15 protein-coding genes, 1 rRNA gene and 1 pseudogene are annotated in these 17,642 nt (G+C 43.0%); 2 read left to right on the plus strand and 15 right to left on the minus strand.

The features are described from left to right. The first annotated feature begins 139 nt into the window (after positions 1-139). Positions 140-1,491, plus strand: a pseudogene (locus PROCOU_RS19050) (sodium-dependent transporter). 43 nt (positions 1,492-1,534) lie between these two features. Here PROCOU_RS19050 and PROCOU_RS07075 read toward each other — a convergent pair. Next, on the minus strand, positions 1,535-1,828 hold the full coding sequence (locus PROCOU_RS07075; protein ID WP_036070900.1) for a YerC/YecD family TrpR-related protein: 294 nt from the start codon (positions 1,826-1,828) through the stop codon (positions 1,535-1,537). 127 nt (positions 1,829-1,955) lie between these two features. Here PROCOU_RS07075 and PROCOU_RS07080 point away from each other — a divergent pair, with 127 nt between their 5' ends. Next, positions 1,956-3,803, plus strand: a complete 1,848-nt coding sequence (locus PROCOU_RS07080) for a DUF2207 domain-containing protein (protein WP_036070902.1) — start codon at positions 1,956-1,958, stop codon at positions 3,801-3,803. A 59-nt stretch (positions 3,804-3,862) separates the two neighbouring features. Here the strand turns inward: PROCOU_RS07080 and purD are convergent, their stop codons facing one another. The 14 genes from purD to rrf form a co-directional block, all read right to left on the minus strand. Next, positions 3,863-5,125 carry a phosphoribosylamine--glycine ligase gene (purD, locus tag PROCOU_RS07085; RefSeq protein ID WP_036070904.1) on the minus strand — a complete coding sequence of 421 codons (1,263 nt, stop codon included), beginning with the start codon at positions 5,123-5,125 and terminating at the stop codon, positions 3,863-3,865. Positions 5,126-5,142: 17 nt separating this feature from the next. Further along, complete coding sequence (gene purH, locus PROCOU_RS07090; RefSeq protein ID WP_036070906.1) at positions 5,143-6,672, minus strand: bifunctional phosphoribosylaminoimidazolecarboxamide formyltransferase/IMP cyclohydrolase; 1,530 nt, start codon at positions 6,670-6,672, stop codon at positions 5,143-5,145. Beyond that, positions 6,669-7,229, minus strand: a complete 561-nt coding sequence (gene purN / locus PROCOU_RS07095) for a phosphoribosylglycinamide formyltransferase (protein ID WP_036070908.1) — start codon at positions 7,227-7,229, stop codon at positions 6,669-6,671. The genes purH and purN overlap by 4 nt, the downstream gene beginning before the upstream one ends. A 1-nt stretch (position 7,230) precedes the next feature. Beyond that, positions 7,231-8,280, minus strand: coding sequence for a phosphoribosylformylglycinamidine cyclo-ligase (gene purM / locus PROCOU_RS07100; RefSeq protein ID WP_036070911.1), 1,050 nt, complete (start codon positions 8,278-8,280; stop codon positions 7,231-7,233). Positions 8,281-8,296: 16 nt separating this feature from the next. Further along, positions 8,297-9,727, minus strand: a complete 1,431-nt coding sequence (purF, locus tag PROCOU_RS07105; protein ID WP_036070914.1) for an amidophosphoribosyltransferase — start codon at positions 9,725-9,727, stop codon at positions 8,297-8,299. Further along, positions 9,712-11,937, minus strand: coding sequence for a phosphoribosylformylglycinamidine synthase subunit PurL (gene purL, locus PROCOU_RS07110; protein ID WP_036070917.1), 2,226 nt, complete (start codon positions 11,935-11,937; stop codon positions 9,712-9,714). Before purL ends, purF begins: the two co-directional genes overlap by 16 nt. Then, positions 11,930-12,613 carry a phosphoribosylformylglycinamidine synthase subunit PurQ gene (gene purQ, locus PROCOU_RS07115; protein WP_036070920.1) on the minus strand — a complete coding sequence of 228 codons (684 nt, stop codon included), beginning with the start codon at positions 12,611-12,613 and terminating at the stop codon, positions 11,930-11,932. Before purQ ends, purL begins: the two co-directional genes overlap by 8 nt. A 2-nt stretch (positions 12,614-12,615) precedes the next feature. Then, complete coding sequence (gene purS, locus PROCOU_RS07120) at positions 12,616-12,861, minus strand: phosphoribosylformylglycinamidine synthase subunit PurS (RefSeq protein WP_036066366.1); 246 nt, start codon at positions 12,859-12,861, stop codon at positions 12,616-12,618. After that, a complete protein-coding gene (purC, locus tag PROCOU_RS07125) occupies positions 12,862-13,572 on the minus strand; it encodes a phosphoribosylaminoimidazolesuccinocarboxamide synthase (protein WP_133620858.1) in 711 nt (236 codons plus the stop codon). It lies immediately after the preceding gene. A 95-nt stretch (positions 13,573-13,667) separates the two neighbouring features. Then, on the minus strand, positions 13,668-14,960 hold the full coding sequence (purB, locus tag PROCOU_RS07130; protein ID WP_036070925.1) for an adenylosuccinate lyase: 1,293 nt from the start codon (positions 14,958-14,960) through the stop codon (positions 13,668-13,670). Positions 14,961-14,979: 19 nt separating this feature from the next. Then, positions 14,980-16,104, minus strand: coding sequence for a 5-(carboxyamino)imidazole ribonucleotide synthase (gene purK, locus PROCOU_RS07135; protein WP_036070927.1), 1,125 nt, complete (start codon positions 16,102-16,104; stop codon positions 14,980-14,982). Beyond that, positions 16,097-16,585, minus strand: a complete 489-nt coding sequence (gene purE / locus PROCOU_RS07140) for a 5-(carboxyamino)imidazole ribonucleotide mutase (protein WP_036070929.1) — start codon at positions 16,583-16,585, stop codon at positions 16,097-16,099. The genes purK and purE overlap by 8 nt, the downstream gene beginning before the upstream one ends. A gap of 164 nt (positions 16,586-16,749) precedes the next feature. Next, positions 16,750-17,289, minus strand: a complete 540-nt coding sequence (locus PROCOU_RS07145; RefSeq protein WP_036070932.1) for a DUF2179 domain-containing protein — start codon at positions 17,287-17,289, stop codon at positions 16,750-16,752. Positions 17,290-17,483: 194 nt separating this feature from the next. Continuing rightward, positions 17,484-17,599: ribosomal RNA gene (gene rrf / locus PROCOU_RS07150) — 5S ribosomal RNA — on the minus strand. Positions 17,600-17,642 lie beyond the last annotated feature (43 nt).

The following is a 17,642-nucleotide window of genomic DNA, read 5'->3' on the forward strand; positions in this document are numbered from 1 at the left end:
CCCCGCACCACTTCCCAGACGCTTTTATAAAAATATTTAACTTTAAATAGAATTTAAGAAGATGCATTCAGAATTCTTCTATGCTATGATTAAAGTACATACTATTATTTGATTTTTTCGAGCTGAAAGGGAGTCTCTTATGGATAATAACCGGGAACAGTGGGGTTCAAAATTAGGTTTTACACTTGCGTCAGTCGGTGCCATGATTGGTATCGGCGCTATCTGGAAAATGCCATATATAGCCTCTAAAACAGGAGGTGGCGCTTTTTTCATCGCTTTTTTTGATTCTGACGTTTACAGTCGTGCTTCCAATCCTGATTGGGGAATACATCGTGGGGCGCTCATCCAACAGTGATGCCATAAGAGCTTATAAGAAGTTAGTACCAAATGGTCATTGGGACTTGGTTGGAAAGCTGGGCATCCTCGGATCTATCTTAGTTTTTGCAATTTATAGTATTGTTGGTGGCTGGGTTCTGGCCTATATTATCAAAGTGACTACTGGTTCTGTCAGCCATATAGATCAAGCACAGCTCTCTTTGCAATTTAGCCTCACATCAGCCAATACGGCCACCGCGATTGCTGGAACTGGGATATTTATACTTTTAACGATATTAATTGTCTCTCTGGGCGTTCGGGTAGGTCTTGAAAGAACCAGTAAATTTATGGTTCCTGCACTTTTTATTTTGCTTGTTATTTTAACAATTCGAGGCCTGACACTTCCTAATGCAGTCACTGGGCTCCAATTATTTCTAAAGCCGGATTTTTCAGCTATTAATAGCAAAAGCTTGCTCCTTATTCTAGGTCAATCTTTTTTCTCACTCAGCGTCGGAATATCACTAATGGTCACATACGGTTCTTATTTAAATAAAAGCATTAATATTCCAAAAACATCGGCTTTTATAACATTACTCAATTTTTTTATCTCTATTCTAGTTGCTATTGCAATTTTTCCGGTACTTTACTCCTTTGGGGTAAAGCCAAACGATGGGCCTGCTATATTGTTTGTCGTCCTACCTTCTATATTCAATCAACTACCATTCGGTTCCGTTTTTTTTCATCGCCTTCTTGCTTATGTTTCTAATTGCGATTCTTTCTTCAAGTTTCTCATTGCTTGAAACGGCAGTAGCACCTTTTATTACAAAATTTCCGAGTCGAGCCTTGGCAACTTGGGTTATTGGTGGCCTTGTTTTCTTAATAGCCATCCCAGCCACACTAAGTTTCGGCATTTGGCATCAATATACTATTTTTGGTCGAACTATTTTTGAAGCGATTGATTACGTGTCTACGAATATTATTTTCCCGTTAGGCGCATTATTCACAGCCATTTTTGTAGGCTTCCGATTGCCTCGCCAATTACTATTTGACGAATTTACACAAAGTAGTCGATTAGGCCGTAAAGTGTTTATGCTTTGGCTACTTCTCTTAAAATATGTTGCGCCTATCGCGATTATCCTAATATTCCTATCCGCTACTGGAATTATAAACTTTTAACGAAAAGAGGTGTGCCGAAAGTGGCTCACCTCTTTATGACCATCTATTTATCTTTCATTCGTTCAAAAACTACCTCATACATGTCGTTACCATAATTGAGTGAGCGCTTTACGCGCGAAATTGTTGCTGTGCTAGCGCCTGTTTCGGCTTCAATAACATTGTATGTCTTACCTTCATGTAACATTCTAGCTACTTGAAAACGTTGTGACATTGATTGAATTTCGTTTACTGTGCATACATCATCAAAGAAAGCGTAACATTCTTCTAAATTCTCCAGTGCTAAGATCCCTTTAAAAAATGTATCTAGACCTTCACCACGCAGTTTTTCTATTTGCATGCGTATACCTCCATTTTAATCAGACTCTTCTTTACCATTTTAACGTACTAGTGTGAATAACACAACAAGAAGGTTCAAAAATACAAACGAACATGCTATACTATTTCTTATAAAGGGAGGTCTCAACATGAAAATGAAAATTGTCTTACTTTTCTCACTCTTATTTATGTTTCTCATAACGTTCCATCTACCAGTTTCGGCTGATCGTTCTTTTACAATACCAAAGTATGAAAACTATGTCCAGATTCAGCCAGATGGAACGGCCATAATTGCTGAAAATGTTCGCTATGATTTCGATGGCGCGTTTAATGGAGCGACAATGGATATTGATACAGCTGGACTCCCACCAATCACCGACTTACGAGTAGCTGTCGATGGTCAACCATTTATTGAAAGTAACTCCGAAAAAAATGGCACCTTTAAAGCAGATTATATCGGTGATACATTAAAAATCCGCGTCTATTCTCCAACAGACACGGCAACAAAAGATTTCACCTATACGTACACATTAAAAAATGCGATTATTAACTACAATGACACCGCGGAATTTAATCGTAAATTAGTCGGAAAGAATTGGGAAAAAACATTGGATCAAGTTGCCATCACGATTACACTGCCAGAAGCAACGCAAAATGGCGAGCTCCAGGCATGGGCGCACGGACCGTTGGATGGTAATGTTTCCTTACAAAATAATAAAATTGTAAAACTAACTGCTGATAATGTCAAAGCTGGGCAATTTGTAGAGGCTCATGTGATTTTTCCAAATAATATTGTACCGCTCAATCAAAATATCCAAGCTATTAATAAAAAAGCTACCATTCAGGCACAAGAAGCCAAGCTAGCCAATCAAGCCAATTTTAAACGAACGCTTGCAAAAACCGTTTTTTACGGTGGTAGTTTACTCATTTTACTGATTATTCTTGTGACGATTATCCTAACCTATGTAAAATATACAAAATCGAAAGTAGTGGTTTTTAAAGATAAGTATTTCCATGACATCCCGACTGACATGTCGCCAGCTGTTATGAACAAGTTGATTTTCATGCAAACAGGCGCAAATGATATCGTTGCAACAATTATGGACTTAGTTCGCAAACGCCAGCTAACCATCGAAGAACTTCCACATCCTTCTGGCAATAAGAAAAAGGCAACCTACACCATCACGAAATTACCAGTCCCTTCTCCAATCAAACCTTTATCACACGAGACAAGACTGGTAACATGGCTCATCGATAAGATTGGCGATGGCGAAAAAGTAACTTTGAAAGAAATCAACGCATATGCCAAAAAAAACACAACAGCTTTTCGAACTGCTTTTACAAGCTGGAAAAATAGCGTGCATGAGGAAGCAAAAAAATATGACTATTTCGATACAACGGCAAGCTCTAAAGCTACGAAATGGCTAGTTAGCACCTTAATAGCTAGTATTTTGATTGGTATTGGTATCATTATTTTCAGTATTTTTGCAAGTACCTTCTCCTTGTTTGCTTGTATCGTAAGTTTTATCGCCTTCGTTATTCTGCTTGTTTTTTGGATTACCCAATTCCCTATTAAAAATCAAGAGGGGGCAGAAGAATTTGCTAAATGGTACGCTTTTAAACGTTATATTAAAGATGTTGGGAATATGGATATCGCGGACGTTGGCTCCATCGCGATTTGGGACCATTACCTTTCTTACTCGATTTCACTTGGTTTAACGAAAGAAGTTCTAAAAGCTGCATCGATTCACTTCTCACCAGAACAAGTACAACAGCATTCCAGCTTGCTTTACTATTATTATGGGGGCGCTATGCTCGGCAGTGTAAACAATGCCAATATGGACACAGCCTTTGCAGAAAGCTTTCAAAACTCCTTCCAGAGCTCGTTTAGCGGTGCATTAGCAAGTAGCGCATCGTCTGGTAGTGGCTCTGGTGGCGGTTTTAGCGGTGGCTCGAGTGGTGGCGGCGGTGGTGGCTCAGGCGGTGGCGCTTTTTAGAAAATAAAAAAAACCGTGCGTGGCTTCTCATGAAACGAGAAAGCATCGCACGGTTTTACTTATTTTATAGCTTTCGTCCCAATATCCATCCGATAAAAGAAGTTTGGATTCTCTAGCTTTTTCATTTCTTTATAGAGTTTAGCTTGAGCCTCTACCATTGATTCTGCTGTTGCACAGACGAGCAATACGCGTCCACCATTGGATAGGAAAACATCATCTTCCTCAGCTCGTTTTGTCCCTGCATGATAAACCTCTGCTTCCACATCGGCAAGACCTGTAATTACTTTTTCTTTCGCATATTCCTCAGGATAACCAGCACTCGCTAAAACAACGCCAAGTGTCACGCCACCCGTCTCCCATTCAAGCATCGGTTCACGATCATGCAACAAGTCATCAATTACCTTTGCAAAATCAGATTTCAAGCGCGGTAACACCACTTGTGTCTCTGGATCTCCAAATCGCGCATTGAACTCAATCACTTTTGGCCCTTCTTTTGTCACAATCAACCCTGCATACAAAATTCCAGAAAACGAGCGATTTTCTGCTACCATCCCTTTTGCTGCTGGAAATAGAATGCTCTTAACCGCTTCATCAACAATAGTTTGTGCGATGTGAGGTACAGGTGAATAAGCGCCCATTCCCCCAGTATTCGGTCCTTTATCACCTTCATATGCTCGTTTATGATCTTGCGCAATCGCCATTGGATACACTTTTTCCCCACGAACGAAAGCCATTAATGAAAATTCCTCGCCGTCTAAAAAGTCCTCAATCACCACTTTTGCGGATGCCTCACCGAATTTGCTATCTAGCATCATATCTTTCAAAGCAAGTACCGCTTCTTCCATCTCAAAAGCAACAACTACCCCTTTTCCAGCCGCCAAGCCATCTGCCTTAATCACGATTGGCACACCTTTTTCTTGTAAATAAAGATAGGCGTCATCATAATTCGTAAACGACTCTGATTCTGCCGTTGGGATGTCATATTTTTTCATGAATTGCTTTGCAAAATCCTTGCTCCCTTCAATTAATGCTGCTTGTTTTGATGGTCCAAATGCTTTTATTCCCGCAGCATCAAAATCATCAACCAAACCGTTTAAGAGCGGCACTTCTGGACCGACAATAACCCAATCTACCGCCTTATCTTTAGCAAATTCGACTAGCGCTTTAGCGTCAGTTTCTGAAATAGCATATGTCTCAATCGCATCGCTCACCATACCATCATTTCCCGGTACGCAAAATACTTTCTCTACGCTATTACTTTCTAGCAATTTCTTACTGATCGCGTGTTCACGACCACCGCTTCCGACAACTAAAATTTTCATTGTACCAACACGCTCCTTTAATGTTTGAAATGGCGAACATGTGTGAGGACCATTGCAATGCCATATTTGTTAGCCATCGCAATCGAGTCTTTATCTTTAATCGAGCCACCTGGTTGAATAATAGCTTTTATACCAGCTTCTGCAGCCGCTGTTACTGTATCATCCATTGGGAAAAAGGCATCCGAAGCCAGAACTGCACCTTGCGCTTTGTCGCCTGCTTGATTCAAGGCAATTAGCGCTGCGCCAATCCGGTTCATCTGTCCTGCACCGATTCCCAGCGTTTGCTTATCATTTCCAACCACAATCGCGTTTGATTTCACGTGCTTCACAATTTTCCATTGAGCAACAAGCGCTTTCCACTCGCTCTCTGACGGTTGCGCGTCTGTCACCACTTCATACGTTGCCACATCTTCTGCCACAGCATCACCATCTTGCAATAGCAAGCCGCCAATTACAGAAGTTTTTTCCACCGCGTTTACCGGGCCTGAAAAAGGAACTGATAGCAAGCGAATATTCTTCTTCTCCGATAAAATCGCAAATGCCTCTTCTGAAAAACTTGGCGCAATAATAATTTCTAAGAAAATCCGACTCATATGCGTTGCTGTTGCCGCATCTACTTCTCGATTAATCGCCACAATTCCACCAAAAATAGACGTCTCATCTGCTTCATAGGCTTTTAAATATGCCTCTTCTGGCGTAGTACCAACACCAACACCGCACGGATTCATATGTTTCACAGCAACAGCTACAGGCTCCGTAAATTCAGATGCAATTCGCAGTGCCGCGTCTGTATCACGAATATTATTGTACGACAACTCCTTGCCGTGCAATTGCTTCGCCTCACTGATTGAATTTTTTGCACCCAGTGGCTCTGTGTAGAATGCCGCTTGTTGATGCGGATTTTCACCGTAGCGTAAAGCTTGTTTTTTATTATATGTCAATGTTAATTTTTCAGGGAACTCATCGCCCACAATATCCGTCAAATAACCTGCAATCAAAGCATCATAGGCCGCCGTATGTCGGAAAACTTTCGCTGCCAAGCGCTGATTCGTCTCAAAAGTAACCGCGCCATGATCGCCAAGTTCTGCTAAAACAGGAGCATAATCTACGCTATCAACAACAACCGTCACCGCCGCGTAGTTTTTTGCCGCCGAGCGCAACATTGAAGGACCACCAATGTCAATGTTTTCAATCGCCTCACCTAGCTTCACACCTGGTTTAGCAATCGTTTCTTGGAACGGATATAAATTCACACAAACGAGATCAATTTTCGCAATATCATGTGCCTCAATCGCCGCCATATGAGTCGCATCATCACGACGGGCAAGTAAACCACCATGAATCGCTGGATGTAGCGTCTTCACACGACCATCCAGCATCTCTGGAAAATTCGTCACTTCCTCAATCCCGATTACAGGAACCGCACTATCTTCTAGCGCCTTCTTCGTTCCACCTGTCGAAATAATTTCAAAGCCAAGCTCAACAAGTGACTGTGCGAACTCCACGACACCTGTTTTATCTGACACACTAATTAATGCTCTTTTCATGTTTGTCCCCCTATTATTTTTTTTACAACTTCTGGATAAAAAGCATGTTCCACTTTATGTATTCGAGTTGTGAGAATATCCAACGTATCCTCTGGTAAAATAGCCACCGACTGTTGCGCAATAATCGGTCCCGTATCCATACCAGCATCCACAAAATGCGCAGTAACGCCCGTCTTCAACACCCCCGCATCCATCGCCTGACCAATTGCATCTTTTCCAGGAAATTCTGGAAGCAGTGATGGATGCAAGTTGATAATCTTATTTTCATAAGCCGTCAGCAACGTTTCACCAATCAAACGCATATATCCTGCCAAAACAAGAAACTCTACCTCTGATTCCTTTAATTTAGCCACGATTTCTTGTTCAAAAGCTACTTTATCCACAAAAGTCTTTGGAGAGAACAGAAAGGCCGGAATTCCAGCTGCTTCTGCCCGCTCCAAAACAAATGCGCCTGGCTTATCACAAACGAGTAAAGCGACAGACTCACGAATAATTACATCATCTATAAGCGCCTGAAAATTACTACCCGATCCCGAAGCAAAAATCGCAATTTTCATCCTAATTATCCTCCGTAAACACGACTTGCGCGCCATCCAATTTTGGCGTCACTTTTCCAATCTCGTATGCTTTTTCACCTTGTTCCTCTAAAATAGCCAGTGTTCTTTTTGCATCATCCGCAGCAACAACAAGCACCATTCCAATTCCCATATTAAAAATTCCATACATCTCGTCAGGATTAATCTTGCCATAACTTTGCAGCACATCAAAAATCGGCAACACAGGCCAAGCATCACGCGTAATCGACACCGCCAAATCCTCCGGCAAAACACGAGGTAGATTTTCAATAAAACCGCCACCCGTAACGTGCGAAACACCGTGTACGGCCACATTCTTCATCACTTCCAAAACAGGCTTCACATAAATACGCGTCGGCACAAGCAACTCATCGGCGAGCGTCTTGCCTCCAAGTTCCGGCAAAACCGTATCCAGCGTAAAATCATGTTCCTTAAAGAAAACTTTGCGTACCAATGAATATCCATTACTATGAATCCCGCTCGATGGCAAACCAATCAACACATCACCAGCAGCAACTTGCTCACCTGTAATCACATTTGCCTTCTCGACCGCCCCGACCGTGAAACCAGCCAAATCATAATCATCCGCACCATACATGTCCGGCATCTCAGCTGTCTCACCACCAACAAGCGCGCATCCAGCCAATTCACAACCATCTGCTACACCTTTTACAATCTGCTCCATCTTGCTAGGAACCGTTTTTCCCGTCGCAATATAATCCAAGAAAAATAGCGGTTCTGCACCTTGCGCTAAAATATCATTCACACACATCGCGACACAATCCACGCCAATTGTATCATGCTTATCCGCCTCAATCGCAAGTAGCAACTTCGTACCAACGCCATCTGTGCCTGAAACAAGCACAGGTTCACGCAAGCCAAGCCCGCTAAGATCAAACATACCGCCAAACGAACCAATCGCGCCCATCACGCCGTTACGCTTCGTACGAGCCACGTGTTTTTGGATTCGCTCCACAACCTCATAACCTGCCTCTACATCAACGCCAGCCTTACTATACGCATTCTCTGCCATTTGCAAAATTCCCCTCTCAACGTGACTCGGCTTCTAAACTTGCCAAATATTCTTTCTCATAATCAAACAATTCCGTTGGGTAATCCCCATTGAAATACGCCATACAAAGTCCACCGTAAGGCTCATCCGGATACGGCTTTCCAACAGCATCAACCAAGCCATCCTCCGATAAATATGTCAGCGAATCAGCACCGATAATCCGGCAAATCTCATCCACTGAATAATTCGCCGCAATTAACTCACTACGCGTCTGAATATCAATTCCATAAAAACACGGAAAAGCGAGCGGTGGCGATGCAATTCGAACATGAACCTCAGCCGCACCAGCATCGCGCAAAAGCTGCACGATACGGCGACTCGTTGTACCACGAACAATCGAATCATCAATCATGACAACCCGTTTCCCCTCAACGACACCACGCACCGCCGATAATTTCATTTTCACGCCTTGTTCCCGCAATTCCTGCGAAGGCGCAATAAACGTCCGCGCCACATAACGATTCTTAATCAATCCCAATTCGTATGGAATCCCTGTCTCCTCTGCGTAACCAATCGCCGCCGAAATACTCGAATCTGGAACCCCTGTCACTACGTCAGCCTCCACAAAAGCTTCCTGTGCCAATCGTTTCCCCATCCGTTTTCGCGCTGAATGCACATTAATTCCAGCAATATTAGAATCAGGACGTGCAAAATAAATATATTCCATGCTACAAATGGAATGCTTCACCTGTTCCGTATACTTTTCAATCTGCAAACCGTCATCATTAATGATAATCAACTCACCTGGCTCCACATCACGCACAAATTCTGCGCCAACCGTATCAAACGCGCAAGTCTCAGAAGCAATCACATAAGAGTCACCAATTTTTCCAATCGAAAGTGGACGGAAACCATTCGGATCAAGCGCTGCAATCAACTCATTCTCCGTCAACAACATATACGCAAAACCGCCCTGCACTTTATTCAACGCTACTTTCAAATCTTCCAAAAACGATCCCGTCTGGCTACGCTTTAACAAATGAGCCAGAACTTCCGTATCCGAACTCGTTTGAAAAATCGCTCCCTCTTCTTCCAGCTCTTGTCGAAGCGTCTGTGCGTTAATCAAATTTCCATTATGCGCAAGCGCCAGACTCGAATTATGAAAATGAAACAAAAACGGTTGCACATTACTCAAGCTCTTACCACCAGCCGTCGCATAACGCACATGCCCAATCGCCGACTTCCCAACAAGTTCATCCAGTTCCCCGTGCTTAAACACATCCGCAAGCAGGCCTAAATTTCGGTGCCCTTTCAACGTCACTCCGTCCGTTGATACAATTCCTGCGCCCTCTTGTCCACGGTGCTGTAAACTATGCAACCCATAATACGTAATTTGTGCCGCACTCGGATGGTTCCAAATCCCAAAAATGCCACATTCCTCGTTCAACCCTCTTATTTCAGTAGACATGGAATAGCCCCTTCCCAAACTTGTTTCAACTCACTAAGTTCGGCTGTAATTACTGATTTCTCCGCATGCACGATAAGTTTTGACACCTCTGTCACTTCACCTAAACGCACCAATTTTTCTGTTGCAAATAACCGCTCAAATTTCGTTGCATCATCTGCCTTCACCGAAACTAAGAACCGTGATTGCGATTCACTAAAAAGTAATTCCGCTGCAAAAGGTACGTTGATATTAGCCCCCAAATCATTCGCAAAACCTGCCTCAGCAAGTGCTACAGCAAGTCCACCTTCTGCCAAATCATGAGCCGAAGCAACAAGCCCATCACGAATGGCTGTCAATAAGAACTGTTGATAACGCTTCTCGACTTGTAAATCAAGTACAGGTGCGCGTCCGCTAATTTTGCCTTGCTCTAATTTTTGCAATTCCGAACCGCTGAATTCCGGCTTCGTTTCACCGATTAAGTAAATCACATCGCCAGCCTCTTTAAAGCCTTGCGTTGTAATATGCGCAACGTCTTCCACTAAGCCAACCATACCGATTACTGGCGTCGGATAAATACCTTCTCCATCCGTCTCATTATACATCGATACATTTCCCGAAATAACAGGTGTATCAAGCTCTAAGCAAGCCGCACTAATACCATCTGCGGCCTTCTCAATCTCCCAGAAAATCTCTGGTTTTTCAGGATTACCGAAATTGAGACCATCCGTAATCGCCAGCGGTTTTGCACCCGAACAAACAATATTTCGCGCAGCTTCCGCAACCGCAATCTGACCACCAGCCTCAGGGTCCAAATACAAATAACGTGAATTACAATCCGTCGTCATTGCAATAGCCTTATTCGTCCCACGAACTCGTAAAACCGCCGCATCCGAACCAGGAGCAACCGCCGTATTCGTCCGAACTTGGTAATCAAACTGTTCGTAAATATGACGCTTACTTGCAATCGTTGGTTGCCCAAGTAAAGCTTTCCAAGTCTCAACAACATCTGTCACGACTGGCGAAAAAGCTTCTTCCGCTTGGAAATCACGGTACCGTTGCGGTTCTGATGAAGGCTTATGATAGACAGGAGCATCCTCAGCAAGCGCATCAACCGGCACATTCGCCACGACTTCACCATGATGCACAATTTTATACATCTTATCATCCGTCACCGTTCCAATCGTCACAGCCTCTAAACCGTAACGCTCAAACAATGCCTTAATCTCCGCCTCATGCCCTTTTTTCACACATAAAAGCATCCGTTCCTGCGACTCCGAAAGCAACATTTCATAGGCCGACATATGCGTTTCCCGTTGTGGCACATCATCCATAATAAGCTCCAAGCCTGATCCAGCTTTCGAAGCCATCTCAGAGCTCGAACTCACTAGACCAGCCGCACCCATATCCTGAATCCCAATCAAAATATCCGAATGGTCACGAATCAAGTCCAGACAAGCCTCAAGCAATAGTTTTTCCATAAACGGATCTCCTACCTGAACTGCTGAACGTTGCTGCTCACCCTCTTCACTAAACTCCACCGATGCAAATGTTGCACCATGAATTCCGTCACGACCAGTTTTCGCTCCAACGTACATCACTGGATTACCAACACCAACTGCCTGACCTTTTTGAATATCCTCTTTTGCAATTAAACCAACACACATCGCGTTTACCAAAGGATTCTTCGCATAGCACGGGTCAAATTGCACCTCACCGCCAACCGTCGGAATCCCAATGGAGTTCCCGTAACCAGCGATTCCAGCTACAACCTCATTCACCAAATATTTCGTATGTGGGTTATCAATCTCACCAAAACGAAGCGAGTTCAACATCGCAATCGGACGCGCACCCATCGAGAACACATCGCGAATAATGCCGCCAACCCCAGTTGCAGCCCCTTGATACGGCTCTACGTAAGACGGATGGTTATGACTCTCCACTTTAAAAGCAACACCAAGTCCATCGCCAATATCCACAATCCCAGCACCCTCACCAGGACCTTGTAACACTTGTGGCCCCTCTGTTGGGAATTTGCGTAACACTGGTTTTGAATTTTTATAACTACAGTGCTCCGACCACATCACAGAAAATAAACCTGTCTCCGTATAGTTCGGCTTCCTCTTCAAAATATCACAAACAAGACCATACTCACTCTCACTAAGCCCCATCGTCTCATATATTTTCTGTTCCTCAATTTGCGCCGCTGACGGTTCCTGATTCACATTAAGCATGCACCTGTTCCTCCTTCCAAGCCTTCAACATCGATTTAAAAACGCCAAGTCCAGCTGTGCCACCAACAACATCCTCCACAGCACGCTCCGGATGCGGCATCATACCAAGTACATTGCCAGCTTTATTCGTAATCCCAGCAATATTCGCAATACTTCCATTAGGGTTTTCTGACGCATATGTGAATACAATTTGTCCATTCGCCTGCAAATCTGCAAGCGTCGCATCATCACAATAATAGTTCCCCTCGCCATGTGCCACAGGAATCCGAATCTCTTCCCCCGCCGCATATTCTGACGTAAACATCGTCTCTGCATTCTCCACACGCAGACTAACCGTCTTACAAACAAAATGGAGATTATTATTCCGAATCAAAGCTCCTGGAAGCAAGCCACTCTCTGCCAAAATTTGAAACCCGTTACAAACACCTAGCACAAGCTTCCCCGTCTCCGCAAACCGTACAACCTCTGGCATAATATTCGCAAACTTCGCAATCGCACCTGTCCGCAAATAATCCCCATATGAGAAACCACCAGGAAGTAGCACCGCATCAAACCCATCTAAACTCGTTTCCGCATGCCACACATATTCTGCCTCTTCACCAAGCGCGTCAGAAATCGCATGTAACATATCTAAATCACAATTCGAACCTGGAAATTGAATGACCGCAAATTTCATCCTTAAGCCTCCTCGATTTCATAACGATAATCTTCCATCACTGGGTTGGTCAGCAACTTATCACACATTTCATCCAAGACAGCATGAATGTCACGATCCGATTTTGCCACTTGAAGTTCCATATATTTTCCAATCCGAACATCCTCAACCTCACCGTAATTCAAGCTTTTTAGCGATCCCATCACCGCTGTACCTTGTGGATCCAATACACTCTTTTTCAACGTTACAAACACCTTCACATTATACATTCAAACAACCTCCTTTAATCTTTTCAAAACTTCCTCATAAACCGCTGTTAAATTCCCAATATTCCGACGAAAGACATCCTTATCCAGCTTGGCATTCGTATCCCGATCCCATAAACGACATGTATCCGGCGAAATTTCATCGGCAAGTAGAATTTTTCCATCCTGATCACGTCCAAATTCTAATTTAAAATCAATCAGCGTAATATTCATTTTTGCGAATAATTCACATAATGCTACATTCACATCAAGCGCCGCCTGCTTCAAAATCGCAATCTCATCTTCTGTCGCCGCTTCTAAATAAAGCACATGCGCATCATTAATAAATGGATCATCAAGCGCATCTTCCTTATAATAAAACTCGACAATCGGCCGCGATGTCGGCGTCCCCTCTGGAACCCCAAGGCGTTTCGCCAAACTACCCGCAATCACATTCCGCACAACAACCTCAAGAGGAATAATCTCAACAGCCTGCACCAGTTGCTCCGTATCTGACAACTGCTCCACAAAATGACTCTTAATTCCCGCATCTCGCAAATATGAAAAAATGCGCGACGTAATTTCATTATTTAAACGCCCTTTGCTCGCAAAACTCTCCTTACGCTCCCCGTTCAGCGCTGTTGCATCATCCTTATACGCCACACGTAAAATACCATCCTGATCTGTACTAAATAACCGTTTTGCCTTGCCTTCATACAATAAATTCGCCACTATGAAAAGTCTCCTTTTACATCAGAATTTTAATCCAAATAAAGCATGAAAAACTATGAAGCCATCATAACCCTCCATAGTTTTTCACGATTCCTTCCTTAAAGCCCTAAGCGATTAAAAATCATATCCACCTGTTTCAAATGATAATTATAATCAAAACAAGCCTCAATCTCATCTTTAGAAAGTAATCCTGTAATCTTAGGCGTCGCCTCAACTAACGTCTTAAATGGCACTTGAGACTCCCAAGCCTCCATCGCTTTAGGCTGCACTGTATCATAGGCCTCTTCGCGAGCCATCCCCTTATCAATCAATGTTAATAACACACGCTGTGAATAAATCAGACCTAACGTCCGATCCATATTGCGTTTCATATTTTCTGGGAACACCGTCAAATTTTTCACGATATTACCGAAACGATTCAAAATATAGTCAAGTAAAATCGTTGCATCCGGTAAAATAATACGTTCAGCAGACGAATGCGAAATATCACGCTCATGCCACAACGGCACATTCTCATAAGCCGTCACCATATGCCCACGAATAACACGTGCAAGTCCTGTCACATTCTCCGATCCAATCGGATTACGCTTATGCGGCATTGCAGAAGAACCCTTTTGACCCTTAGCAAAAAACTCCTCCACCTCACGAACCTCACTCTTTTGAAGTGCCCGAACTTCCACAGCAAATTTCTCCACAGAAGTTGCAATCAAAGCGAGCGTAGCCATATAATCTGCGTGACGATCCCGCTGCAATGTTTGCGTCGAAATCGGAGCCGGCGTTGTACCCAGTTTCTTACAAACGTATTCTTCCACAAATGGATCGATGTTTGCATACGTACCAACAGCACCAGAAATTTTTCCAAACTCAACACCACTAGCAGCACGATTAAAGCGTTCCAAATTACGCTTCATTTCCTCATGCCACAGCGCCAACTTCAAGCCGAATGTCGTCGGTTCTGCGTGCACACCATGCGTCCGTCCCATACAAACCGTATATTTATATTCCTTAGCCTTATTTGCCAAAATCTCAATAAACCGTTCTAAATCGGCACGCAAAATCTCGTTAGCCTGCTTCAAAATATACGAATTAGCTGTATCCACAACATCCGTTGAAGTCAGTCCATAATGCACCCATTTACGCTCATCACCAAGCGATTCCGATACGCTTCTTGTGAACGCTACAACATCGTGACGCGTCTCAAGCTCAATCTCCTGAATCCGCGCCACATCAAACGTTGCATTTTCACGAATCTTCGCTACATCCTCTTTTGGAATTTCACCAAGCTCCGCCCAAGCCTCACAAGCAAGAATTTCGACTTCTAACCAAGCCTGAAAACGATTCTGTTCCGTCCATATATTACCCATCTCTTCTCTCGTATAACGCTCAATCATCGTTTCTCAAATCCCCCAATTAACTCCAAATTTTCATACCACGTAATTTCTCTATCTCCACAAGCGGATTATCAGAAAGTATGGTTATATGCCCCATTTTTCTATCAATCTTCGCCTCTTGTTTCCCATAATAATGAACAAACCACTCTGGATGCGCGTCCAATACCTCATTCACACCATCCACATGTTGTCCTAAAATATTCACCATCATCGCTGGACGCAACAACTCTACCTCAAGAAGCGGCAAACCGGCAATTGCCCGAATATGTTGTGTGAACTGCGAAATATTGCAAGCCTCAATCGAGAAATGCCCCGAGTTATGCGGTCTAGGTGCCAACTCATTTACATAAATCGCGCCTGAGTTCGTAACAAACATCTCCACCGCCAAAACACCTTCCAAATGAAGATACTCTGCCAATTTCACTGCAATAGCCTCCGCCTCATGAACTGATTCCGCATCAAGTGTTGCCGGAACATGCGTCGTATGCAATATGTTATTTTTATGGTCATTTTCTGCTACAGGAAATGTCTCGATTTGCCCTGTGGCATTACGAGCTACAATTACAGAAACTTCACGCTCAAACGGAATCCAAGCCTCCAGCACACACGTACCAAAACGAAGTAACCCTAGCGCTTTATCAATATCGTCCTCATTCTGAATCACATATTGCCCTTTGCCATCATAACCACCCTGCGTTGTTTTGAGCACTGCTGGGTAACCTAAGCTGCTAATATGCTGAACAATATCATCTTTATCCACAATCACCGCATATGGTGCTAAATTAATATTAATAGATTCCAAATACGCCTTTTCCAAAATTCGATCCTGCGTAATTGACAACAGCTCCGACCCTTGTGGAATACGAACAATGTCCTCAATCGAACGAATCGCATCATTATCTACATTTTCAAACTCATATGTCACAACATCACTTTTCTCAGCCAATTCTTTCAAAGCCACCAAATCAGTATAATTCGCCACAATTTGTTCATCCGCGACTTGTCCACATGGAGCATCTACAGTTGGATCAAGTACAATCACCCGAAATCCCATCGCTTTCGCAGCCAAAGCCATCATTCGGCCTAATTGACCACCTCCGATAATTCCAATCGTGCTATTCGGTAATAAATACGTTTTACTCAAGAGAATCACTACTTTCTAGAACTTTTTCTTCTAGTGTATCACGTCTATTTTCCAAACGGCTAGCAATTGCCTCGTTTTCAGTCGATAAAATTTGCGCAGCCAATAATCCAGCATTTACCGCTCCCGCCTCACCTATTGCAACAGTAGCGACTGGCACACCTCCAGGCATCTGGACAATCGATAATAAAGAATCCAGTCCATTTAACGCTTTTGACTTCACAGGAACACCAATAACAGGTAAAGTCGTCTTCGCAGCGACCATACCTGGCAAATGCGCAGCACCTCCAGCCCCGGCAATAATAACCTTAATTCCACGGCTTCTTGCATTTTCCGCATATGTAAACATTAAATCCGGTGTGCGGTGTGCAGAAACAACCTTTTTCTCATAAGCTATTCCCAGTTCTTCCAATACCTCACATGACTTCCTCATCGTCTCCCAATCAGAAGTGCTTCCCATAATGACACCAACTTGTGCACACATTCAATGTTTCACTCCTCTTCTATACCATTACTAATTGACCTCTTCATTCTAACAATAGCTGTTAGTAAAGTCAACCATAAAATCGAACAATAAAAAGAAAGTGTAATTTAACGTTCGTGTTTATCCCTGTTTTTCCATATAAAAAAAGTAACCTCCATAGAAAGTCACTTTTTCTTAATACCACCACGCACTTGCTTAACCCAAAACCCGCCATAGATTTGCTTGGGTTCCGACGATACAATAAACGCCTTATCATCAATAGCAATAATCTGCTGATACAATTTATTCTCATTTTTTCGTGGCGTTAATATTTCCAACATCATTCGCTCGCCATCGCGCCCACTTGCAATCCAGCTAGTAACACCATACCCCGCATTTCTAATCTGGTTTGCTAAATCTAAGTTATAATCCTTCGTAATCACGTTAACCGTAATATAACCTAAAGCTAGACGTTCCTCAATCTTCATACCGACAATAATACCTACGCCAAAACCAAGTGCATACGCCGCTATGTTAGCAATATCATTCAAGTTACTCATAACCATTCCGAGTGCCACAATATAGACCACAATCTCAAATACACTAACGATAGCTGCACGATAACGATACCCTTTCATCGTCATCAATAACCTCACCGTATTAAGCGATACATACAAGATATTAATAATAAAAATCGTAAGTATCATTCCTATAGCATCTCCCATATCAATTCCCCCTAAAAAAACGCAACTCTTATCCCTTTCTTTCACCAAATAAAATATCTCAAACCTAATCCTATCTTAAAAATCATTAAGTAGCAAGACAAAATTTCAAGAAATCATTTAAAATAGCAAGAAAATAATTTATCAAGAAAAAAATAAAAAAAGCACTCATTAAAAATGAGTACTTTATATACATTGCCCGGCGACGACCTACTCTCACAGGGGGAAGCCCCCTACTACCATCGGCGCTGAAAAGCTTAACTTCCGTGTTCGGGATGGGAACGGGTGTGACCTCTTCGCCATTACCACCAGACAATGAATCTTTCATCGAAAGAACGCTGTTCTCTCAAAACTAG

The sequence above is a fragment of the Listeria rocourtiae FSL F6-920 genome (assembly GCF_000525975.1).
Classification (GTDB): domain Bacteria; phylum Bacillota; class Bacilli; order Lactobacillales; family Listeriaceae; genus Listeria_A; species Listeria_A rocourtiae.